Raw genomic sequence first — 21,456 nt, forward strand, 5'->3', positions numbered from 1 at the left:
AACGACCTTTTTGCCTGAAAAAGTCATTTAAGGGCGGTGATAAGGATGCATCAACGACCTTTTTGCTTGAAAAGGTCATTTAAGGGCGTTGATAAACGTGCATCAACGACCTTTTTGCTTGAAAACGTCATTCAAGGGCGGTGATAAGGGTGCATCAACGACCTTTTTGCTTGAAAAAGTCATTTATGGGCGTTGATAAGCATGCATCAACGATCTTTTTGCTTGAAAAAATCATTTAAGGGCGTTGATACGGAGGCTCTCAACCGACCTAATTAATTGCGAAAGCAGCCTCCAGCAAGCCTCAAAGTTTATTCAGCTTTTTACACAGTCGCAGCGGGCTTCTTGAGTTCCTTCCTTCCAAACACCAACAGGAAGTAAACGGATCCTATTAGATAAAGGACTGCTGTAATTGAAAAAACATACGCATAGCCCCAATAGTTTCCATATAGGACCACGATACCGGTCGAGACCGGACCCATCAGCGCCCAGCCGAGATTGAAAACCATCTGGTTGATTGAGTTGGCTAGCCCCTTCATTCCATCGTCCACCTTTGACATAATTAATGAACTCTGAATCGGGTTACCTGCATTCATCAACGCCTGCCTGAACAAAAATCCGACCGCTGCGAGGAACAAATTTTGGGTGTAAGCTGTCAGAATCAAAAATGGCAGGGATGCCAGTTGCAAATATACAACTGCCCTTACTTCTCCGACTCGTTTTACGACCTGCGGGCCAATGAACATCGCAAATGCTGTTGCAGCCTGGCCCAGCGAAATAATAAAGCTTGTCGTTGAAGCGGAGGCCGAGAACCTTCCCGCAAAATACAAGTTCAAGTATGGAATAACGAGCCCTGCCCCAAAACCGATTAGCATTTGCGAAATGGCAAACAGCGCAATAATCTTAAATCCTGACAAATTATAGCTGCTTTTTTTACCAGAAGAACCTGCTGCCGATGGCGAGGATTGCGCTCGATTTATCGGTGCCTGGAAATTGAAGGCCGGAATTGCACCGGTAATATAAATTCCTGCGCCAATCAGCAAGGTTAATCGAATGCTTTCCAGGTCCGACATAAATAAACCGAAGAAATCAGTCAGCAGCCCGCCCAGCAGATTGCCGACCACGCTGGCGGCGGTCATTAAGGCAGCCTGAAGCGCAAACAAATTCACCCGCTCAGACGGTTCCGAATTTTCGGCAAGCCACGGAATTCCTGATACTTGCAGGAATGCACCGGCAAGCCCGGCGGCGAAGGCCAGGTAAATCAGTAATCCCTCGTCGGTTGCAACAGCCCTTGAGAAAAGCAGCAGCCCCGACACAAGAATGCCGGCCAAAATGACCCGTTTCCGGCCAAACCGGTCACCAATCATCCCTGCAGGAACAAGGATAATCGCTGTGGCCAAAGAGGCCATTGCAATAATTTGCCCATTTACTGATTCCGTGTATCCTAGTTCGCGGACATAAAAATTATAAATAACAATAAAAATACCCAGTCCAATCTGGGTAATCATGTTTGCCGTCATGCTCAACCGAATATTGCGAGTATATGTACGATAATTTGCTGCCCATTGCCTATAAAACGCCATCTTGCCTCTCCCCTTACCCCAGCTGCCAATCCCTTTTATTTCGCATCCCTAAATAGTTTAACTTTTCAGGAACCATTTGTAAATGGTGGAACAACATGGGATTGAGTGATTTTAAAAGAGGGGGTTGTGGATGTGAAAGCAAGTTGTTTATCAGGAATAAGTCCACTTTACACTCCCGGCGGACGACTGTCCTGAATATCTGTAAATCTGTACTGAACCGCGCGGGAAATGTCCTGAATCACTCAAGAAATGTCCTGATAAATAAAATAAGAAAGCTGCCCAAGCGTATTTGAGCAGCTTCACATTAACACGGTATTTATTTTCTCCAGCAGGTAAGGGACGGAATGGAATGCATAGATGGAATCGGCAACCTTGCCTTCTTTTATAAAAAACAGGCACGGTACACTCATGATTTCATATTCCTCGGCTAGTTCCGTGGCATAGTTTAAATCAATCTTGCCGGCTTCCAAATTGGGGTTCATTGCTTGAATGACTTCAAGCATCCTTGAAGCTACCTGGCATGTTCCGCATATCGGCGTATAAAAGTAGGCCAATCCGGTTCTGCCTTCATCCAGAAAGGCAGTAAAATCGGCGCTTGTCCAGTTTTTCATTCAGCAGTGCGCCCTATTTCCAAATATTCCGCATGAACATCAATATTGGCACCGAGCAGTACCATCGCCAAATGGTGGTATGGAGCTGTCGCCACTTCACGATACATGCGGTCGATGTACAAATGTTCAGCCTCGGGGTACTCTCTCCGGAATTGCCGGCGCAGTTTTTCCCCTGCCTCATCGGCATCTGCGAGGATATACACGTCCCGGTCACCAAACGAATCAATTAACTCATCAAGCCTCGAAAGGGATATCGTCCCGTTGGTACAAATCACTTCCACTCGATCCTTGATAATGCTTTGGACTTTCTTTTTATCCGACTTGCCCTCGACAATTAAAATCTTGTCTGCGTATTCTTCGCTCATTTGGTATCACCTGCAGGAAAGTTGATAGTAATAGCTTATTCGCATACTTTGGTTTTGTGTTGCCTCTCACCATATTTTCACTATATCATGATGCCTATTTTACTTATAGAATTTTGCTTTAAGCCCACTGACGAATATTCAATACAATCCCTTTTGAAAAACAAAAATTTTAGCACCATCCAAGCTGGTCACAGTCTGTGTATTTCTCATCCGGTCCGCCAAGCACGGTAACAGGCTGCAAAATCCGCTGCTCATTCACTTCAAAACGCTTGTCCAGCTCGAATTCTGCCTTGCCGCTTAATATGATTCGGCCGATTTCTTCCTTTTCCAGATACAGCTTTATTTCCCCATCTTTGAGTTTTCCAACCACTCTGTCTGTTATATCGATTTTCTGCTCTTTTAACGCCATAGAAGATCACCCTTTTTGTTTTTCCATTAGCATGCCCACGTGTCGCGTTTCGCATGGTTGGGAATCAAAGGGGGGAGAACCATTTTTACAAAAATAAAAGGCCGAACCATTGAAGGTCCGGCCTTGGTGTATTATTCGTTGATCATTTCTTCGTATTTGGCAGCATCCATTAGCTTTTCAACTTCGCTCATGTCTGCTGGTTCAACAACGACCATCCATGCTTTCTCGTAAGGGGATTCGTTGACGAATTCAGGGCTGTCAGCGAGGTCCTCATTTACTTCCACAACTTTGCCGCTGATTGGCGCATACAGTTCGGAAACGGTCTTGACGGATTCAACACTTCCAAATGGTTCGTTCGCTGTAATCTCGTCGCCTGCTTCAGGGAGCTCGACGAATACGATGTCACCCAGCTCGGACTGTGCAAAATGTGTAATGCCAATGCGTACTTTTCCGTCTTCAACCTTTACCCACTCATGTTCTTCTGAGTACCGCAAATCCTTCGGTGTGCTCATTGCAATCCCTCCAAAAATAAATTCTTTATCTTGTATCGATATGCTAATCGATAGCCCACGAATGCCGGTCACGGCAGAGGCTTTAAAGCCAGGCTTCTTGATATTGGTCTTCCTTGAAGCCGACGGTTACTTTTTCACCATCAGTCAGGATTGGCCGCTTAATCAGCATGCCATCGGATGCAAGGATATCCAGCAGTTCGTCCTCTGACGCCGTCTTTACTTTGTCCTTCAGGCCGAGTTCCTTGTATTTCTGGCCAGTCACATTAAAGAATTTCTTTAACTCCAGCCCGCTTTTTTCATGGAGATCTTTGAGGGTCCCTTTTGATGGCGGCTCCTCTACAATATGTACAGCGTTATAGGCAATCCCATGCTCGTCCAGCCATTTTTTTGCATTCCGGCATGTACCGCATTTCGGATACCAGTAAAATGTCAATGCCACTTGAATCACCCCTAATCCTTTTCCCCTGAAATAGTATCATAAATACGGGAAAAATCCCAATCACTGTGTTTATAGAAGGTCCACCTGTAATATTCGCTGTTTAGCCCGGAATTCCTGCATTCTTTTCGATATTTTTCAGCGAAATATGGCAAGCTTCATATTGCCTTAGTCACTTGTGTGCCCATTCAGTTTGGCATTATCAATCGATTAAAGAAGGCCCACCATTTTTAGCCCATGCAAAATACCGCCGTCGTTGACATGAATCGTTTCGTACTTGGCGACCGCTTTTGCTTCCGGGTGGGCGTTGCCCATTGCAACGCTGTTTGGAATCTTTTTGAGCATGTCAACATCATTCAAGCCATCACCGAACGCGTACGCATTGTCCATCGAAAGCCCGAGAGCGTCGACCAGTTTTTTAATACCATGGGTCTTGGAGCCGCCGGCAGGCAAAACATCAACGGAAAACGGATGCCAGCGGATAAAGTCGAATTCCTTGAAAGTATCCTCATACGCCTTTTCTTCGCCAACCTGGCAGAATAGCAGCGTCTGATAAATTTCCCTGCTGCGGAAATAATCGGGATCAAGCGATGGCTCTTTCTTAAGCTTCAGGGTGCTGATGCTTTCGGTGACCCATTCGTGCTCGGGTACCGACGTTTTCATGTCATCGGCATCCATGTAAACGAGCGGGTGACTGTTGTCGGCGGCTGTATCGGCCAAACGCTCAAGTGCATTAAAGTCAAGGCAATTTGTATGAATCGGCTTGCCTTGCAGAACTACATATTGTCCGTTGAAGGAAACGTATGTATGAATATCAAGCTCTTCACGTAAATCCTCAAACATGAATGGCGCGCGGCCTGTCGCAATGGCCACTTCATGGCCAAGCTCCTTCAGCTTAAAGACAGCCTCTTTCGTCGACGCAGGCAGGCGTTTGTTGTCATCGTATAATGTCCCATCAATATCAAAGAAGATAATATTCTTTTCCATATCCAACACCTTTCTATTTTTTAAAAACACTAGCCGGGCTGCCGGCTTCATTGCCCACATTGTACAGAAGTTGGCATAATTAATCCATCAAGTGAACCTTCCTGAATGGTTGGCCGGGCTGTTTGGAAAGTTCGGGCGGCGGGTCATGAAGACGGAAACATACGCAAAATAGTGGCCTTACCTTCCTTCATTCTGTCTATGAAGATGGGAACAGATGGGAAGTAGCAGGCTTTGGTTGTTTGCTTCCCAGCAAATGTCTAAATACTCATATCAGTTCTTATTGGCTCATATGTACGAGTATCAAAAATGCAATTAAAATCAGCAGCTGACTCGTTTATAGTAGTCCTCCCCCTTCGTTTCCTTTATAATTTTTTACAAACAGTTTGTGGAGGAATCAGATGGAAGAAAATCATCAGAGTGCAGCCGTCCCGAAACAGAAGTCCAAAACATTGATCAGAATTGGAGTCGGCCTGATTATAGTATCCTGTATTTTTTATTTGGCCATTCTGCTTGTTCCCATGACAGACTTTTCGACGGGCAGTAAGGTTGCGATAACTGGCGGGCTGGTTGTTGCAGGGGAGGCAGCGTTCTGGATTGGCGGGATTATCGTCGGCAAGGAAGCTGTGACGCACTATCGGAAAAACTTGAATCCGACAAACTGGTTTAAACGCAAAAAATAAACCGGCCCTTGTACAGCAAGTACATGAGGGCCGGTTAATTACAGATTGACCTTATAAAACGAAGTTAGCAAATACATACAAGATTACAATACTCACCAAGATAGTAATATTTGAAATCGTGGCAACCAGCCGTTTTGCGGTATCACTGTAGTTGAATTCAACCGCAAACGTTAAAGCTGACGCTGCTGCAGGGAGGAGCAGGCCGATCAGGACAGTATACCTGAACATCTCATTGAACGGCAGTACAAAGTACAACGTTAAACCGAATAGAAGGCCCAAACTGTAGCGGTAAACCAAAAATTTCAGCATCGGCCGAATGAATTGTTTATCGAATGTAAAGTTCAGATAAATCCCGAGAAGCAATAACGAAAGCGGGATGTTGGCGCCGGATATCAAGCTTGCCACTTCAATGACTGCATCAGGCAATTTGATGTGGGCAAGATTCAAGATACTTGAAATCAGATAGGCCATCAAAGGAACAGAAGAAGCAAGCCGTTTTACAATTTCAAGCGGGTTCAGCTTAAGCCCTTCCTTCGAAAAATAGCTGCCCATTATATAGGCAATCCCGAAAACAATCAGCGATGTCCCGACATCGAACATACTGAAGTAGGATAAGCCACCCATCCCCCAAATTGCGTATACGAGCGGAAACGCAAACAATCCTACATTAAAGCCGGAGGCCAGCATTAAAAATGCGCCTTTCAGCTCCCGGTCCTCGTTTTTAAAAACTAGCGGGCCGACAACCGCATTAACTATCCCGTAAACCAGCACAATAACCGGCAGCAAAATTAAGGAAGTCTCAATTTTAACTGAATCAAATGTAACGATCACCAAAGCCGGCAGGGTTATTTTAAAAATGAGTTTTGAAATCGTTTCCCCGTCTTTTTCTTGAAGGATATTCAGCCGTTTTAAGATATACCCGAGGGCTATAAGTAATATGATATAAAGAAATTCCTGGTTCACACGCGCTCTCCTTGATGTAGATGGAATGAATACGATTCATTATAGCGCAATTGGTTGCGATAGTGGTATACAAGCCCATCTACTCTTGCTGCATCTGCTTCCGGACGATTTTCGACCAGGCACGGACTCGGTCGGCTGCACCCTTTCGTTCGCCAACTAGATAAACCTCCGAAATGGTCATCGCCCAGTCGCGAAAAACAGGCGTATAATGGGGCTTAGCCTTTCCTTCGGCATATGCTGATACTTCTTTCCAGATGTCACTGCCAGGGAGCTGACTGTCATATGCCTGGCAAAATACTTCCTTCAGCTTGCGCTCAGCATCTTCCTTGAAACGGGCCGGATGCTGGATAGTGTAGCATGCAACAGCCCAGGAGTGCTGGCTCTTCAAGTCAGGGTCTGCATGCTCCCAAGAAAGAATTTCACCAAGCTGCCCAAAGCAATCAAGCCCATTCGCCTCAGGAGCACCACATTCCGGACACCTCTTCGTATAATCAATTGCTCTGTTCATACCGGGAAACCCCCAAAGGTTTATTTTTGGTAGATACAGAATGACAGAAAGCTAACGATTGCCAGATAACCCGGCGAGTTTTTCAGAAATCTCATCGAGTTCTTCTTTATTTAAAAGGGAGCTTGTGTATTCATCAGGGAGTGCATTAAATCCGCAGGCAAGCCCTGCCAACCCGCCTGCAATAGCAGCAACTGTATCAGTATCATATCCTTCATTTGCGGCTCCGATAACAGCCTCAGCAAATGAGTCCGAGACAAGCAGCCAGTGAAGAACCCATTTCATTGTGTCAACAACAAAACCGCTCTGCTCGCATTGCGGCGGAGCCCCGTTTAGTACCTCCTCATACCGCGTGCCTGTGATTTCGGCCTTTATCGCCTCTTTAAGGTCCTCCCCATTTAGAACTCTCCAGGCAGCCCGGTTGTAAATAATACAAGTCTCGTCTGCCAATTCATCGTAATGAGTCATTTTGGACTGAGCCTTTGTTACCTTCTCGACCGTTGCCAAGTCCCTATAGGCAAGCGCGACCGGCAGGCAGCGCATCAAGGTTCCGTTTCCGGCCGATTTTTTTCCGAGATAGGTAAAGTGCGCTGTTCGTGCCGCTTCCTCCCAGTTCCCTTTATAAATGGAGAGAACGGTTGCGATAATGTTCCCGATGTCTTTCGGATTCGTCCTTTTCCAGGCGAGGAATTCTGCCCCAATGGGCTCGACAGGTTCAGCCGGATTTGCGAGTATTCCCCTTGCGACTGCAAGAGTCATGGCAGTGTCGTCTGTCGTCTCGGCTTTTTCAAGCTTCCAAACACCGCCGCCAATGATTTGCGTCAGCTTGCCATATCTTCTTGCGATTTCCTGTTTTGTTAAAAATTCCGTCGTTCCTCCCAGAGCATCTCCTATTGCCAAGCCATATAATGAACCTTTTAGTTTGTCAAGCATGGAGTTTTTCCCCTTTTCAAAATAATGTAAATTGGCAAATTTAATAAATTGTCGAAACAAGTCCCACTGACACCCAGGTCGCGTTATAATGGAGTTACAACCAAAATCCGATAAGCAGTTGATCGATTTTCAGGGGGATGATTGCCATTTTGACGGCAAATGAATTTTTTTGGACAGCAGTGAAAAAGGGACGGAAAGAGACAATCTTAACACAGCTGCCGCACGTCACCCTCACTGACCAGGAAGCGTGCGACCTGCTGGCGAGGAACGGTTATTTGAAAATTGATGCTCTCTATCCAATTGTTTTTGCTCAATACACGTTTACTACATCTACGCTGAACCGCCTTCTTCATGGCGCGATTATGAATCAATATGAATATGGCGTACGCTTCCTTCTTCAAAAAGGGGCGGATGTGAATAACCCGAACCATTTTGGAATTCAGCCGATTAATAATATTATACCGTACTCGAGGCATCGCCCGGGAATTATTCAAATTCTTCTGGAACACGGAGCCGATCCAAATACCCCGGACAAAAATAAATCCAATCCGGTCCAGAAAGCTCTGACTTACGGAAGGACAGATATCCTTGACCTTCTAAAGGCATACGGGGCTGTTATCAGGAATGAAGACCTGAAAAAAGCCCTTTCCTATGCAGCGCAAAGCGGTGATCAGGAAAAGGTCGATATGCTGTTGGATATAGGTGCGCCAATCAGCCACCATGCCTATTTTTGGTGCTGCATGGCCAACCAATATGAGATGGCTTATTACTTGTTATCGAAAGATGACCACTTTTCGCTTTATACAGATGAAAAGCTGAATACAATTCCAATTACCGCCTACCATGGCCAGATTGATTTGCTGAAGGAATTCATCCGGCGCGGACGCATAAACACATCCAGCGAAGACCTTCGAACTGTTCTATCTATAGCCCTTTATTCTGCCATTGAAGCGGGATTTGGTCATATTGTGAAATTCCTTGTTGACCAAGGCGCGGATATCAATTATGTGGACGAAGAAGAAACCCCTTATGATTATGCAATTTCCATCGGCCAACACTCCTTGGCTAACACCATCCGGCATCTTGGCGGCAAACGGTACCACTCCACTCGCAAAGTAATTAAGCTTCATAATTAGACTACAAAAGCACAAGCGCCTCGTGACAGGCAAATGGCGCCTTTCCCTCTGACGATTATTCTAATAAGCTTTCCTACGGAGTTAGACGTAGACAATCTGAATAAAAGAACATCCACAATTAAAGAAATCTAACGTTCAACAAAAAAAGAAATGGACCTCGATATTAGCAAGGCCCATTTCTTTTTTGCAACTTTTATAAAAGGCAATGCTTTTTAAAAAGCTTGTGTAAATCCATTGTCACTGCTTCTAACACCTTCTGAATATACAACGAAAATATCCTCACAGGGACTTTTTAAGGAGCAATAACAAAATCCTCTTGTCCAAAGATATATCCTTCTGAAATGGATTCTTTAATGGATAAAGAATTCTTAAATGCTTCGTATTCACTCTTTTTGCCAAACGTTTTAATCCTTCTACTAGTAAACTATTTTCTCCAGCCTCGCTTTGCGACTCTATTATTCACAAAAAATTTAAGTATTTTTGTAAACTATCAGCAATATTTGTAACATAATAGAAATATATTTCGTTTAATTAAGTGATTGCGAAATATACGAACAGAGGGAAAGGAAATGAGGAAAAAATGCTTAGCAACATGAGGCTGAGGGCTTTTTTGGCTTGCGTTGTCTTGGTTCCGCTTGTCTATGGATTAATTTTTGCTGGATTTTCGTTAACATCGACCGCTAAAACGAAGGAGGGAGCCCTTCCTGTCATAACAGCTCCCGAGAAAATTGAACCTTCAGCAGAGTTCCCGAACTATGGAACACGGCTTCTTCCTGAAAAGCATGTCCCCGCACAGCCAATTCAAGAAGAGGAAAAGGAGCCGGCTCCAGCCCAGCCAGACAAAACGACAGAGGAAAACAACAGCCAACAGCCAACACCAGAAACAACAGTGAAACCATCTGAGCCAGCAGCCACTGCACCAAAGAATGAAGCTCCTCCCGTCAAGCAGCAGCCAGTAGTCGCAGTACCAGTCAAAAAACCGGCTCCTGTTAAAGTAACCGCTCCTGGTAAGCCACGTCCTGTCTACTTGACCTTCGACGATGGGCCAAATAAGGTGTCAGGGCAAATCTTGAATATACTTGATCAATATAACGCAAAGGCAACCTTCTTTATGCTGGACCCGAATATGAATCAATTTCCGGAAGCAGTCAAAAGGATGGCTTCATCCGGGCATGCTCTTGGCCTTCATGGGGTAACACATGACAAAAAACTTTTCTATCAATCTTCAACAACAGTAATTTCGGAAATGAATCAGGCAAGAGAGACTGTTAAAAAGCTAACCGGAATTGATACAATCCTGATTCGGACGCCTTTTGGCAGTTCCCCTCACATGACTCCTGCCTATAAACAGGCGGTCAGTGAAAATGGATACCGGATGTGGGACTGGACAGTCGACAGCAGGGATTGGCAATACCGGAGCAGCCGGTATGTAGATGCGGTCATAGAGCAGGTTGAAAAACAGAAGAATGGTTCCGCCCCGATTGTCATTTTGCTTCACGAACGCCCGGAAACACTTGCACACCTTCCGAAACTGATGGACTACCTGAAAAAACAAAATTTTACCCTTGAACCGCTCACAAGCGAAATGCAGCCGGTCCAATTTAAATAGAAGAGAGAAGGGTCAAGGGGGTCAGACCCCTCTCGTGGACACTTAGCTTCACGAACCCGCATAGTTAAATGTTTTGTCTTTGTCCAGTGGACACTGGACAAAAAAATTGCCTGGGAGTTTAATCTCCCAGGCAATTTTTGAAGTCTAGCTCCACAAGGAAAGCTTCCTTCAGGACTCCTCCAGTTTGTACGGCGATGATTCAGGCGCTTGTGCTTTTGTTATTATTCAAACTTGGCAGTCAGGCCGATTGCTTTCGACCAATGGTAGCGCGCCTTCTTTACAAGCTCCGCTTTTAGTTCCTCGCAAATTGCATCATTGACTAACTGCTGGTTGTGATTATGTAAAAACAGATGAAAATAATACTTTGCTTTTAAAATGGTTTTCACACAATTTCCCCCTTTTAAAAAAGTTGGGCCTTATCGGCGGCAACTGGCTGACGCAGCTTTTTTAAGCCTTAGCCCCTCTAGCTTTGCGCCCCCGCTTTTCAACGGGTTTGCCTTTTTTACATAAATTATGTGTTTATGTCATTAACTTATCAAAAATTGGCAGCCCATATAAACCATATGAATAGTTTCATTTATACACATACATATTGGTTTTTCCCAAAACTATTCCTTGGTAAACTACTTTTTAAAACTTTTCGATGACTATCGTATCTTTCTGTCCGTCACCTTATTCCGGCTTTTTCATTTATCTCTACAAATAGTAAAATAGCCTGTACCGACAAGGCCGGCACAGGCTATCTGCTATGTTATTCTTCTGCTCCCTCTCCATTCTCTTTAATCCACAGGCGGTTTTCCTCTTCATCGCTTACCTGGAGTCCTTTTTTTGGTTCAATGTAAAAGGTGAGAGGGCTTGTCGTGTTTTTAGTAATGATTTCTCTTAAATCTTCCGCCTTTTTTCGCTTTTGATTAAAAAAAGCTTCCTTCATATTAATTTCAAATGTATGATTGTAGCTCAAGTAAATTAACGTCTTTTTTAGGCCAGTCTTTTTGGTTCCTTTCACGTGAGTAAGTGAGAACCAGACACACGTAGGCTGTTCAAACGATTTTGACGGAAATAACCAGATTCCCAGGCTCGTATTGATGGTGACCGGGTGCATGCGGATATCGCCAAGGAGCACTTTTGAGCTGTGCCGCGCACCATCGAAGCTTGAGCCCAGCCTCAAGAGTGATCGGTTTATCACCTGTACAGGAGGCATACTGACAAAAATAAGCTCCTCCCCCTCAAGGATTTTAGAATACAGTTTTCCATACGGGCTATATTCTCCTGTAATCAGGACTGTTTTTTCGTTTATAAAATAATCGTCCACAATCGTACTCATCCATTTCCTCCTAAGCAAATATTCCCCCATTAGGAAACATTTGCTATTTATCATAAAAGGAGTATACTAACTATGTTGGTATACTCCCAACCGAGGCCCCTGGAAAAATGTCCGCGATGACTGTTTCCCGGGGTTTTCCCGACTTCGGCAAAGGCCTCCCCTCCTTTGGCCGAACAAATACAACCATATCGTTATGTAAGAAGCATTCCCTCCTTCCTTATTTTAGTGGCCATTCGTCTGCCCCATCTTATTTTTGCAAAATCATTCCTGGGGTAATAACAATTAGAAATGGGCGTTGGCTGAAGGCAGGCAAGCGATCTGAATGCCATAGTTCTAGAGGTTCAAAGCAGCAAATGAGATGAGATGAGACGGGGCAAGCTCTAGAAGACTTCGTTGAAAGTTGGGATGAATTCTGTCACATCATGTCACAGCTTATCGATTTAATTATACGTATAGCTTCTATATCCTGTAAATTACTATTATTGTATATAATTTCCTCCTCCAATGACTTCCAACACTTTTGTTCATAATTGTAAATCCTATTGAACCAGTTATACACTCTTTGTTATAATATTTATTTTTTTCAAAAACTTCTCCTTTAAGTAATATCCTTCTTTTATATTCAGCCTATCCTATCAACTTCTCACTATTTTCATATTATTATTAGACCTACTATTGTTTTGACAACGCCTGGCTTACCTTCACAAAATAGTCAGAATTCAGGCTAAAATGAATATTTCTTTAAAGTCAATTCCGCTGAACCCTGAAAGATTGATGATATATAGATTGAAATTAATATTTTCTAAATAGGTTGATTTCCGTTCCACAAAGGGAAGCTTCTTAGGATTTTCATCGCAAGGACAGGCGTTCTTTGCCTGTCACGAGGCGCTTCGCTTTCCGCGGGGCGTGCGCTGAGCCTCCTCGCCGCCGTTGGCGTCTGTGGGGTCTCACCTGTCACGCTGCTCCCGCAGGACGTTGAATAAGCTTCCCTGAAATAGCATCGCAGGAGAAAATGCGCTTTTTGCATTTTCGAACGAGCTTCGCGCCTTCCTCTCCAATCAACAGGACTGCAAACAAGAATTTTTCAAATTTAACATATATAGTGTGAATAATTTACATATAAAAAAGCTGCCCAAAGACCATTACGTTAATGGATGTTTAGGCAGCAATCCTACTTTTATAGCGCTTCAATAAACTTCCTGAATTTAAGCTGTCCGGTTTCTGTCTGCTTGTAAACTCCTGCATCCTCCAGGACACGGACGAACTTGGCGCCAACATTCTTCCTGACAATCTCTGTTACATTCTCCGCAGTCAATTCGGCGGCATGTTTTTCCTCCATTTCATATGCCCATGCCTGATGGTACTCTTTCACATCGGCAGCATCGCCAAGCAAGTACTTTTCAATCTCCTTCAGCTCTGTTTCCAGCCTTGCCGGAAGGACGGCGAGCCCCATTACTTCAATCAGCCCTATGTTTTCTTTTTTAATATGATGGACATCCTGATGCGGATGGAAAATGCCGAGCGGGTGCGCTTCGCTCGTTCTATTATTTCTGAGTACAAGGTCAAGCTCGAACTTTCCGTCACGTACCCTGGCGATTGGCGTAATGGTATTATGCCGCTCATTGCCTGTATGTGAAAGGATGCCAGCCTCCGGATCACTGTAGCCAATCCATGCTTCGAGGATGGACTGTGCGGCATCGGCCAGCTCCTCCGGGTTGCTTCCTTTCAGGCGAATAACCGACAGCGGCCATTTCAGCGTAACAGCCTCAATCCCGGGATATGTTTTCATGCCAAACGAATATATTTCCGCCGCTCTCGCCATCGCAAATTCATAGCTGCCTCCCTGGTAATGGTCGTGAGTCAAAATCGAGCCTCCTACAATCGGCAGGTCTGCGTTCGAACCAAGGAAATAGGTTGGGAACTTCCCTACAAATTCAAGCAATCTCGAAAACGCATATTTATCAATTTTCATATCACGGTGTTCGGCGCTAAGGACGATGCAATGCTCGTTATAATAAACATACGGTGAATACTGCAGAAACCATGGTTCTCCTGTCAGTTCGATCCCGATAACCCGATGATTCGAACGGGCCGGATGGTTAATCCTCCCCGCATAGCCTTCATTCTCAATACAGAGGAGGCACTTCGGATAATTGGATGAAGAAGGCTTCATCTGTTTCTCAAGGGCAATCTGCTTCGGATCCTTCTCCGGCTTTGACAGGTTGATCGTAATATCCATCGTCCCATAGTCCGTTTCAATCTGATAGCTAATATTCCTGGCGATTTGCTTTGTTTGGATATAGTTGCTGTTCAGGCTTAATTTATAAAAATAATCTGTCGCTTTTTTTGGATCCTCGCTGTATTTTTCTTTAAAGGTCCTGTTCAGATCGGATGGCCTTTGAATAAAGACATTCATGATTTTTGCAGAAAAAATATCTTTCTCGCTTGACACATCTTCAATGAGTCCACGATCGACAGCATAGTCTGTTAAAACTTCAAGCAGTTCAGGGATGCTGAGCTCCCCATTTGTTTCTGTTTCAGCAGGGAAATCATCCAGACTTAATAAAGAAAGAATCTGGTTACGGGAATAAATCTCATCCTGCTCAAGGATAAGCTCTGTCTCCAGAGCCTTATTCAGCAGGGATTGCAGTGCCTGGTATACATCCATTTGCGGTACCTCCAATCAGTCAATCCTGATAGCCATCCGGGTTGTTTCGATGCCACTGCCAGGCATCTTCAAAAATTTTCTGGACCGATGTTTTATTTGGCTTCCATCCCAATACCTTCTTTGCCTTTTCGGATGATGCAATCAGGCGGCTTGGGTCTCCCGCTCTCCTTGGTGCAACTTTGGCGGGAATGTCATGGCCGGTCACCTTCCGGGCAGCGTCAATCATTTCTTTTACAGAAAAGCCCTCCCCACTGCCGAGATTAATAATCTCACTATTTCCGCCGTTTTGCAGATAGGTCAGGGCAAGGATATGCGCATCGATTAAATCCTCAACATGAATATAGTCACGGATGCATGTGCCGTCCTCGGTGTCATAATCGTCGCCGAAAATTGAAATATAGTCTCTCTTGCCAAGCGGTACTTGGAGGATGAGCGGAATCAGGTGTGTCTCCGGATTATGGTCTTCGCCAATTTCGCCAGTCGAACGCGCGCCGGCCACATTGAAATACCGTAAAGACACATATCTCAGCCCATAGGCGGTCTCACACCACTTCATGATTATTTCCATTGTCAGCTTTGTTTCCCCATACGCATTGGTTGGGTTAGTCGGAACTTCCTCGGTTATCGGCATTACTTCTTGCTCACCATATGTTGCGGCTGTTGAAGAAAAAACAATGTTCTTGATGCCGAATTCAACCATTGCTTCAAGCAATACTTGGGTTCCATATACATTGTTATTAAAATAGTCAAGCGGCTTTTCCATCGACTCGCCGACAAGTGAATTGGCGGCAAAGTGAAGAACACCGTCAATTTTTTCTTTCTCAAACACACTTCGCAGGAACTTCTTGTCACGGATATCACCTTTGAAAAACTTAGCCTTAGGATGGATTGCTTTTTCATGCCCGGTCTGCAAGTTATCAATTACAACTACATCATAATTCTGGTCAATCAGCTGATAAACGGCATGGGAACCGATGTAGCCGGCCCCGCCCAGCACCAATATGCTCATGTTTATCCCTCCGGCTTTATTTCTTTTGTTCCGTCACCTATGCTTGCGACATAAAAGGTTGCCCCGTAGCCAATTTTCTCTTTATAAATCTTGCCTACTTCCTCTATAAAATTGTCAACATGGGCTTTTTCAACGAGCGCGATTGCGCAGCCTCCGAAGCCTGCTCCGGTCATCCTTGCACCGAGCACACCCTCCTGTTTCCAGGATGCTTCTGCCAGTGTATCCAGTTCTATGCCGGTGACCTCATACTCTTCCTTCAGCGATCGATGCGATTCATTCATAAGCTTGCCGAAGTTTTCGAGATAGCCATTTTTCAATTCTTCAAGGGCTTTTGCAGTTCGTTGATTTTCGTATACCGCATGCTTTGCCCGTTTTTGTAAAACTTCGGTTGGAATAAGATGTTTATGCGCCTCAAATTGCTGTTCACTAAGAGCGCCTAGCGATGTAACGTCGAGCTCTTTTTGCAAATAGGAAAGGGCTGCCTCGCATTCACTGCGCCGCTCATTATACTTGGAGTCAGCCAGCTCTCTGCGCTTGTTTGTATTCATAATGATAATCTGGTGGTTTTCTAGATTAAGTGGTGCATATTCATAGTCAAGAGTTTCACAATCTAAAAGAATGCCGCAGTTCATCTTGCCCATCCCGACAGCGAACTGATCCATGATGCCGCTATTGACACCAATAAACTGATTTTCAACCTTTTTACCCAGCTGCACGAGCGCAATCCTGTCAATGCCCAGTTCGAAAACCTCATTGGCAATCACACCAATCAGCATTTCAAGCGATGCGGAAGACGACAGGCCTGCACCATTCGGGATATTCCCATTCACTAAAATATCAAGGCCGCCATCCAGGCCGTAACCTTCTTCCTTAATGTAGCGAATCATCCCCTTTGGAAAGTTCGCCCAGCCATGCGCGTTGTTATAATCGAGTTCTTCAAGGCTGAATTCAATGATGCCAGCATTAGGAAAATTCATGGAATACAGCCTTATTTGCCGGTCATCGCGCCTTTTGACGATTCCATACGTTCCATATGTGATTGCCGCTGGAAAGACTCGCCCGCCGTTATAGTCGGTGTGTTCACCAATCAAATTAATCCGGCCCGGGGAAAAGAACGTCCGGATGCCATCCGCGGTTTCGTAACCAAAAACACTGCAAAAGTCTGCTGTTAAATGGTGAAGATTCATAGGTCACTCTCCTTATCCGTTAATAGTGTAATCCCACATCGCTGGCAACCTGCCCACAAAGAGTTGGTTTTTTAAAAAATCCCTCTCTAAGAACGTGAACATATTATTGTTTCACTACAGTCCTTTGGAAAGGGATTTTGTCGAGAAGCTAGCATATCATTTAAGGTATTCGCCCACCTTGTGTGCTTCGCCTTTTCTAACTGCTCATAGTATATAGTTTTAAGTAAAAGTTTTATAGAATTTCACTAAAATTTAGTAAGATTTTAGTAATGTTTTTGGATGCCACGTATCATTGATTTCCCGGATTTTCTTCAAATCGCATTTCGGTTCACGATGGTACGTCAGTAAGCCGTTTATCTCCTGTTCCACATCGGTCAGCTGTGTGTAGCAATAACCATGAAGTCCTGTTGAGGCGTAGACAGCCTCCATGACACGCCTGTAATCTGCTACAAAATCTTCTTCATTTTTAACAGATGTATAGCCCCAGCCACTGTCTTCTCCAACTTTAAATCCAATACCTCCAAATTCGGTGAGGAGGATTGGTTCACCGCGATGCTCAAAACCATCGGCATATACGCCCCGAAGTGCCGGCATGGAATGCAGCAGCTTTTCTTTCGTAGAAATGGACTCCTTGAAAGCTTCGTATTTCGCCTTTTCGCTTGCGTTGCCATGATTGTAGTTATGGATGGCGCAAATATCTGTAACAGTCAGTTCCCAGCCGTCATTCGAAATGACCATCCTGGTCGGGTCAAGCGAATGAATAAGATGGTACATGGCAAGAGAATGATGCTGCTGCTGCTTGTTGTTCTTAATAAAAGGTACACCCCAGCTTTCGTTAACCGGTACCCAGGCGACAACCGATGGATGATTGTAGTCACGCTCAATGATTTCAATCCATTCCTTCGTCAGCCGGGCCGCCGCATCTTCACTATAGGAAGGAGACGCCGCGCATTCACCCCATACAAGGAAGCCAAGCTTGTCTGCCCAGTAAAGAAAACGCGGATCTTCCACTTTTTGATGCTTTCGGCAACCATTGAAACCCATTTCGAGTGTTAATTCGATGTCCCGTTTTAAATCTTCATCAGAAGGAGCGGTTAGAAGTCCATCCGGCCAATATCCCTGGTCAAGGACAAGCTTCTGGTAGTACGGTTTGTTGTTCAGGTAGACCATTCCGTTTTCGGTATGGACTTTTCTCATCCCAAAATAAGAATCCACACTGTCCAGCACTTCGTCGGTACCGGCTTTTCTCAAGACCAAGCTAATATCAAACAGATTCGGTGTCTCGGGCGACCAGTTCCAGCCAATGTGATGGAAAGACGTGCGGAATACTTTCCGATTATAAAGATTGATGGCCCGTTTTGTGTATGCCTCCACTACTTCAACAGTGTCTTTTACGACCCTTTCACCCTTGAACCGGATGTCAATATCAACGGCCTTACCTTCAAACTCACCGGTTACTTCCCATTCGACAATCACATTGCCATTGTCGATATCCGGAGTCATTCGGAGCTTGGTGATACTTTCGGGAGCAACCGGTTCAAGCCAGACTGTCTGCCAGATTCCCGTTGTCCTCGTATACCAAATCGCATCCGATTTCTCAATCCAAAATTGCTTGCCCCTTGGAATCGTTTCATCTGTGGATGGGTCCTCCACCCTTACAACAAGGGTTTCTGTTCCCCATGTCAGTTCGTTTGTGATATCCAGTGAAAACGAGGTATGCCCGCCTTCATGAAAACCGGCAAACTTGCCATTCACATAAATCCAGGCACGGTAATCGACTGCCCCAAAGTGGAGGACAACGTTTCGCCCTGACCATTCTTTAGGAACAGTAAATTCCCTGCGATACCATACATGGTCATGAAAAGATGGATCGTGGATACCGCTTAACTTCGACTGGTAAGCGAACGGTACGTTGATCTTCCTGTCAAATCCCCCGCCGTCCTGAAACCATTTTGCCTTAACCCCGATATTGTTGTCATCAAAGGCAAAATCCCATTCACCATTCAAGTTCTTCCAATCTTTCCTTACAAATTGCGGTCTCGGATATTCCGGCCTCAAATTCATCCATATCACTCCTATGCTAAATCTATCCTGTTATTCAGTGGCGGATTAGGTTACTTCAAGGTCGTCTTTGCCCGGTAATTCTGGAAAAGTGGTATGCGGCTCCGCCTGGTACCAATAGGCGACTGATGCAATGTCATCCTTAAGCGGCAAATATCTGCCTTCCGAACGCCATCCCAGTGCCTGAATCGTCACTCTTACATCTTCCTCGAATCGAATTGGATCCATCACATGCCAGCGGTACATACCGAAGCGTTGTTGCGCCCTGTATAAGCCATCAGGCTTAATCACCTGATGCATTCCTAAAAAGGGAGTTGAATATGGGCAATACTGACCCTTAGGCTGTTCCCAGTTCCATGCTCCACCAAAATAATCCTCAGTCCCCGTTCCGCAGATTGTCGGAAAATCCTGGTCCCCATCCATGTAAAACTTGATTTCTCCCTCTCCCCACCAATCATTGCTGTTGACTTGCCAGGCGAGATACGTTCCGACATAATGCCCATGGCCTTTGACACCATCCAAAATAGTATGGACATCCTTGTATTTCAATGGATTACTGCGCCTCCACGATGCGTGGAAATAAGCTGCGTCATCTGGAACCTCCGTCATCGTATAAGTAACCTGATAGTAGACGTAATAGTCTTCATTAGAGATATTCTCAATTGTCATTTTTGCCGACTTCCTAAACGGCATTTCCCAGTAGCTGTTAAAGCCTCCAGCAGGATTTACGGAAATCGGAAGCGAATTTACATTGACCCGTTCACACCAGCCGTTGCAAAAAAAATCGCCGAGCGGGACTTCAACGGACGGACTGTCTTCACCATCCCAATACATCCTAAGAATCAGCCTCCGCCATGAATCAGGATGGCATGTCAGCCAAATATGCTGAATCGCACCTTGTTCGTGAATATCTGCAACCACATGGGTAGAGTTTTGCTTGACGAGGACAGACGGAGATACCTTCCAACCTTGGCCAAGCTCCCTCGCAGGACCCTCACCTGTCCCTTTGATTGCCATGCCGCCCTTTCCCTTTTCTCCAGTAAAATTCTCAGGGCTAATCGATCTTGTCTTTGCCTTTGATAAACGGGACAACTGGCCAAGCCCCATTCCCAAACCATTGAACATTTCGCTCCATCCCCCTTATGTTATAGAATCCGTGTGCCGCGGCCAGGTCTTGCATGACTGCTAAATACACTTACTTCTGATTTGCCCGATACGCCTGGATTGGTTTGTTTTTTGCGAGAGCTATCACAGCCCCCATCATCAGGAATGCCAGACTAATATAGTCAGAAAGGAAATAACAAACTATCGCAAGCAAAATCCAATAAAGCGGAAGCTTATGCTGAAGCGTGTCGTCCTTAAGGATTCTTTTTGCAAAAATGACATTCAAAACCCCGATGATCACGAAAAACAGGCCGTAGGTGACTGTATAAGTAAACATGCTATCAAAAAGTGATTGGACACCCATCTGCTCAGGAATCTGAAGATGCTCCAGATTTGCTCCCTGCTGTTTGACGTACATGGAGTAAAAGAACATCGTAATCATCCCAGTGACAATCTGCCAGCCGCTAGCGATATAAATAATTTTCCGTTCAAAGGATCTGTCCATTAAAATCACTCCTCACAAGTTCAGGCCGAACCTTATCCTTTAACTCCCGATGAAAGCGACATTGATTGCATAAAATATCTTTGTGCAAATAAGTAGAGCAAGAACGTCGGCACGAGTGCAATCATTGCCCCGGCAGTCCCGATTCCCGGATAGGTCAGGTATTGCCCCTGCAGCAATTGAAGGCCTGGGGTGATTGGCAGTTTTTCAATGTCATTCAGAACGATTGAAGGCCACAGAAAGTCATTCCATGCACCTGTAAAGCTGAACAATGCAACCACCGTCAATACCGGCCGGATGAGCGGCAGGATTATATGCCAGAAGATCTGGAATTCATTTGCACCATCTATTCTTGCGGATTCATCGAAAGTCTTCGGTATTCCAAGCACGAACTGCCGGACAAGAAAAACGTTGAACACGCCAGCGGCTCCCGGAACGATGACGGCAAGGAAGTTATTGACCCAGCCAAGGGAATCCATAATTCCGTATAGCGGGATCAGGTTGACGACGCTTGGAAACATCATTGATGCGAGCAAAGCGCCAAACAGCCAGTCGCGCCCTTTGAATTCAAGGCGTGTATAGCCATAGGAAGCGAGAGCCACTACAATCAGAACGAGAATCGTGTGGCCGATTGAGATGATAAGAGAATTTGTGAACCATTTGACGATTGGGGTTGAATCATTATTGAATAGCAACTCGACATAGTTGCTAAGCGACCAGTGGATTGGCAGGAAGCTAACCCCGGCCGATGTTATTTCCTCCTCCGATTTGAAAGAGGTAAACACACCCCATAGGATTGGAAAAGCCCATATTATAGCCATAACCAGCAAAAAGATAAAAGCAGCTATTTTTGATAACGAGCCCTGTTTCATATT

At 45.0% G+C, this 21,456-nt stretch carries 22 protein-coding genes and 1 riboswitch; of the genes, 3 read left to right on the forward strand and 19 right to left on the reverse strand.

Annotated elements, in window-relative coordinates:
* Window positions 1–320 precede the first annotated feature (320 nt).
* The 7 genes from A8F94_RS08330 to A8F94_RS08360 all read right to left on the reverse strand — a co-directional run bounded on the left by A8F94_RS08330 (window position 321) and on the right by A8F94_RS08360 (window position 4,900).
* Window positions 321–1,580 carry an MFS transporter gene (locus A8F94_RS08330; RefSeq protein WP_066198275.1) on the reverse strand — a complete coding sequence of 420 codons (1,260 nt, stop codon included), beginning with the start codon at window positions 1,578–1,580 and terminating at the stop codon, window positions 321–323.
* Between the two features lie 299 nt (window positions 1,581–1,879).
* Window positions 1,880–2,191, reverse strand: coding sequence for a thioredoxin family protein (locus A8F94_RS08335; RefSeq protein ID WP_066198276.1), 312 nt, complete (start codon window positions 2,189–2,191; stop codon window positions 1,880–1,882).
* On the reverse strand, window positions 2,188–2,556 hold the full coding sequence (locus tag A8F94_RS08340; RefSeq protein WP_066198281.1) for a toprim domain-containing protein: 369 nt from the start codon (window positions 2,554–2,556) through the stop codon (window positions 2,188–2,190). The genes A8F94_RS08335 and A8F94_RS08340 overlap by 4 nt, the downstream gene beginning before the upstream one ends.
* 169 nt (window positions 2,557–2,725) lie before the next feature.
* Window positions 2,726–2,965 (reverse strand): YusG family protein, encoded by a 240-nt coding sequence (locus A8F94_RS08345; protein WP_066198284.1) that lies wholly within the window; start codon window positions 2,963–2,965, stop codon window positions 2,726–2,728.
* A 131-nt stretch (window positions 2,966–3,096) separates the two neighbouring features.
* Complete coding sequence (gene gcvH, locus A8F94_RS08350; protein WP_066198290.1) at window positions 3,097–3,477, reverse strand: glycine cleavage system protein GcvH; 381 nt, start codon at window positions 3,475–3,477, stop codon at window positions 3,097–3,099.
* An 82-nt stretch (window positions 3,478–3,559) separates the two neighbouring features.
* On the reverse strand, window positions 3,560–3,916 hold the full coding sequence (locus A8F94_RS08355; RefSeq protein ID WP_066198293.1) for an arsenate reductase family protein: 357 nt from the start codon (window positions 3,914–3,916) through the stop codon (window positions 3,560–3,562).
* Between the two features lie 207 nt (window positions 3,917–4,123).
* Window positions 4,124–4,900, reverse strand: coding sequence for a Cof-type HAD-IIB family hydrolase (locus A8F94_RS08360; protein WP_066198301.1), 777 nt, complete (start codon window positions 4,898–4,900; stop codon window positions 4,124–4,126).
* A 398-nt stretch (window positions 4,901–5,298) separates the two neighbouring features.
* On the opposite strand from A8F94_RS08360, the gene A8F94_RS08365 reads away from it, so the two are divergent.
* Complete coding sequence (locus A8F94_RS08365) at window positions 5,299–5,580, forward strand: transporter suffix domain-containing protein (protein WP_066198304.1); 282 nt, start codon at window positions 5,299–5,301, stop codon at window positions 5,578–5,580.
* Between the two features lie 51 nt (window positions 5,581–5,631).
* Here the strand turns inward: A8F94_RS08365 and A8F94_RS08370 are convergent, their stop codons facing one another.
* From A8F94_RS08370 to A8F94_RS08380, 3 genes are all read right to left on the reverse strand, one after another.
* On the reverse strand, window positions 5,632–6,543 hold the full coding sequence (locus A8F94_RS08370) for an AEC family transporter (protein ID WP_066198307.1): 912 nt from the start codon (window positions 6,541–6,543) through the stop codon (window positions 5,632–5,634).
* A gap of 79 nt (window positions 6,544–6,622) precedes the next feature.
* Complete coding sequence (locus A8F94_RS08375) at window positions 6,623–7,051, reverse strand: DUF5946 family protein (protein ID WP_066198310.1); 429 nt, start codon at window positions 7,049–7,051, stop codon at window positions 6,623–6,625.
* Between the two features lie 51 nt (window positions 7,052–7,102).
* Window positions 7,103–7,981 (reverse strand): ADP-ribosylglycohydrolase family protein, encoded by an 879-nt coding sequence (locus A8F94_RS08380; RefSeq protein WP_066198313.1) that lies wholly within the window; start codon window positions 7,979–7,981, stop codon window positions 7,103–7,105.
* A 137-nt stretch (window positions 7,982–8,118) separates the two neighbouring features.
* On the opposite strand from A8F94_RS08380, the gene A8F94_RS08385 reads away from it, so the two are divergent.
* Window positions 8,119–9,117 carry an ankyrin repeat domain-containing protein gene (locus tag A8F94_RS08385; RefSeq protein ID WP_066198316.1) on the forward strand — a complete coding sequence of 333 codons (999 nt, stop codon included), beginning with the start codon at window positions 8,119–8,121 and terminating at the stop codon, window positions 9,115–9,117.
* Between the two features lie 580 nt (window positions 9,118–9,697).
* Window positions 9,698–10,726, forward strand: a complete 1,029-nt coding sequence (locus tag A8F94_RS24900; RefSeq protein WP_077247615.1) for a polysaccharide deacetylase family protein — start codon at window positions 9,698–9,700, stop codon at window positions 10,724–10,726.
* Window positions 10,727–10,947: 221 nt separating this feature from the next.
* Here the strand turns inward: A8F94_RS24900 and A8F94_RS25695 are convergent, their stop codons facing one another.
* The 9 genes from A8F94_RS25695 to A8F94_RS08430 all read right to left on the reverse strand — a co-directional run bounded on the left by A8F94_RS25695 (window position 10,948) and on the right by A8F94_RS08430 (window position 21,453).
* Window positions 10,948–11,112 carry a hypothetical protein gene (locus A8F94_RS25695; RefSeq protein WP_175384379.1) on the reverse strand — a complete coding sequence of 55 codons (165 nt, stop codon included), beginning with the start codon at window positions 11,110–11,112 and terminating at the stop codon, window positions 10,948–10,950.
* A 35-nt stretch (window positions 11,113–11,147) separates the two neighbouring features.
* Window positions 11,148–11,234: riboswitch (cyclic di-GMP riboswitch) on the reverse strand.
* A gap of 243 nt (window positions 11,235–11,477) precedes the next feature.
* On the reverse strand, window positions 11,478–12,050 hold the full coding sequence (locus tag A8F94_RS08395) for a competence protein ComK (RefSeq protein WP_066198319.1): 573 nt from the start codon (window positions 12,048–12,050) through the stop codon (window positions 11,478–11,480).
* Window positions 12,051–13,227: 1,177 nt separating this feature from the next.
* Window positions 13,228–14,718 (reverse strand): UDP-glucose--hexose-1-phosphate uridylyltransferase, encoded by a 1,491-nt coding sequence (gene galT / locus A8F94_RS08400; protein WP_066198322.1) that lies wholly within the window; start codon window positions 14,716–14,718, stop codon window positions 13,228–13,230.
* Between the two features lie 19 nt (window positions 14,719–14,737).
* A complete protein-coding gene (gene galE / locus A8F94_RS08405) occupies window positions 14,738–15,727 on the reverse strand; it encodes a UDP-glucose 4-epimerase GalE (RefSeq protein WP_066198325.1) in 990 nt (329 codons plus the stop codon).
* A gap of 2 nt (window positions 15,728–15,729) precedes the next feature.
* A complete protein-coding gene (locus tag A8F94_RS08410) occupies window positions 15,730–16,914 on the reverse strand; it encodes a galactokinase (protein WP_066198328.1) in 1,185 nt (394 codons plus the stop codon).
* Window positions 16,915–17,166: 252 nt separating this feature from the next.
* Complete coding sequence (locus tag A8F94_RS08415; protein ID WP_066198331.1) at window positions 17,167–18,978, reverse strand: glycoside hydrolase family 2 protein; 1,812 nt, start codon at window positions 18,976–18,978, stop codon at window positions 17,167–17,169.
* A 45-nt stretch (window positions 18,979–19,023) separates the two neighbouring features.
* Entirely contained in the window at window positions 19,024–20,100 is a 1,077-nt protein-coding gene (locus A8F94_RS08420) for a glycoside hydrolase family 172 protein (RefSeq protein WP_066198334.1), read from the reverse strand.
* A 70-nt stretch (window positions 20,101–20,170) separates the two neighbouring features.
* Window positions 20,171–20,584, reverse strand: coding sequence for a hypothetical protein (locus A8F94_RS08425; protein ID WP_066198337.1), 414 nt, complete (start codon window positions 20,582–20,584; stop codon window positions 20,171–20,173).
* A gap of 32 nt (window positions 20,585–20,616) precedes the next feature.
* Window positions 20,617–21,453, reverse strand: a complete 837-nt coding sequence (locus tag A8F94_RS08430; protein WP_066198340.1) for a carbohydrate ABC transporter permease — start codon at window positions 21,451–21,453, stop codon at window positions 20,617–20,619.
* Between the last annotated feature and the right edge of the window lie 3 nt (window positions 21,454–21,456).

The sequence above is a fragment of the Bacillus sp. FJAT-27225 genome, assembly GCF_001685025.1.
Taxonomy (GTDB): domain Bacteria; phylum Bacillota; class Bacilli; order Bacillales; family Cytobacillaceae; genus Bacillus_D.

Coding starts and splice junctions, on each gene's coding strand:
- A8F94_RS08330 (WP_066198275.1), bottom strand. CDS start 1,580: ATGGCGTTTTATAGGCAATGGGCAGCAAATTATCGTACATATACTCGC.
- A8F94_RS08335 (WP_066198276.1), bottom strand. CDS start 2,191: ATGAAAAACTGGACAAGCGCCGATTTTACTGCCTTTCTGGATGAAGGC.
- A8F94_RS08340 (WP_066198281.1), bottom strand. CDS start 2,556: ATGAGCGAAGAATACGCAGACAAGATTTTAATTGTCGAGGGCAAGTCG.
- A8F94_RS08345 (WP_066198284.1), bottom strand. CDS start 2,965: ATGGCGTTAAAAGAGCAGAAAATCGATATAACAGACAGAGTGGTTGGA.
- gcvH (WP_066198290.1), bottom strand. CDS start 3,477: ATGAGCACACCGAAGGATTTGCGGTACTCAGAAGAACATGAGTGGGTA.
- A8F94_RS08360 (WP_066198301.1), bottom strand. CDS start 4,900: ATGGAAAAGAATATTATCTTCTTTGATATTGATGGGACATTATACGAT.
- A8F94_RS08365 (WP_066198304.1), top strand. CDS start 5,299: ATGGAAGAAAATCATCAGAGTGCAGCCGTCCCGAAACAGAAGTCCAAA.
- A8F94_RS08375 (WP_066198310.1), bottom strand. CDS start 7,051: ATGAACAGAGCAATTGATTATACGAAGAGGTGTCCGGAATGTGGTGCT.
- A8F94_RS08380 (WP_066198313.1), bottom strand. CDS start 7,981: ATGCTTGACAAACTAAAAGGTTCATTATATGGCTTGGCAATAGGAGAT.
- A8F94_RS08385 (WP_066198316.1), top strand. CDS start 8,119: ATGATTGCCATTTTGACGGCAAATGAATTTTTTTGGACAGCAGTGAAA.
- A8F94_RS24900 (WP_077247615.1), top strand. CDS start 9,698: ATGCTTAGCAACATGAGGCTGAGGGCTTTTTTGGCTTGCGTTGTCTTG.
- A8F94_RS08395 (WP_066198319.1), bottom strand. CDS start 12,050: ATGAGTACGATTGTGGACGATTATTTTATAAACGAAAAAACAGTCCTG.
- galT (WP_066198322.1), bottom strand. CDS start 14,718: ATGGATGTATACCAGGCACTGCAATCCCTGCTGAATAAGGCTCTGGAG.
- galE (WP_066198325.1), bottom strand. CDS start 15,727: ATGAGCATATTGGTGCTGGGCGGGGCCGGCTACATCGGTTCCCATGCC.
- A8F94_RS08410 (WP_066198328.1), bottom strand. CDS start 16,914: ATGAATCTTCACCATTTAACAGCAGACTTTTGCAGTGTTTTTGGTTAC.
- A8F94_RS08415 (WP_066198331.1), bottom strand. CDS start 18,978: ATGAATTTGAGGCCGGAATATCCGAGACCGCAATTTGTAAGGAAAGAT.
- A8F94_RS08420 (WP_066198334.1), bottom strand. CDS start 20,100: ATGTTCAATGGTTTGGGAATGGGGCTTGGCCAGTTGTCCCGTTTATCA.
- A8F94_RS08425 (WP_066198337.1), bottom strand. CDS start 20,584: ATGGACAGATCCTTTGAACGGAAAATTATTTATATCGCTAGCGGCTGG.
- A8F94_RS08430 (WP_066198340.1), bottom strand. CDS start 21,453: ATGAAACAGGGCTCGTTATCAAAAATAGCTGCTTTTATCTTTTTGCTG.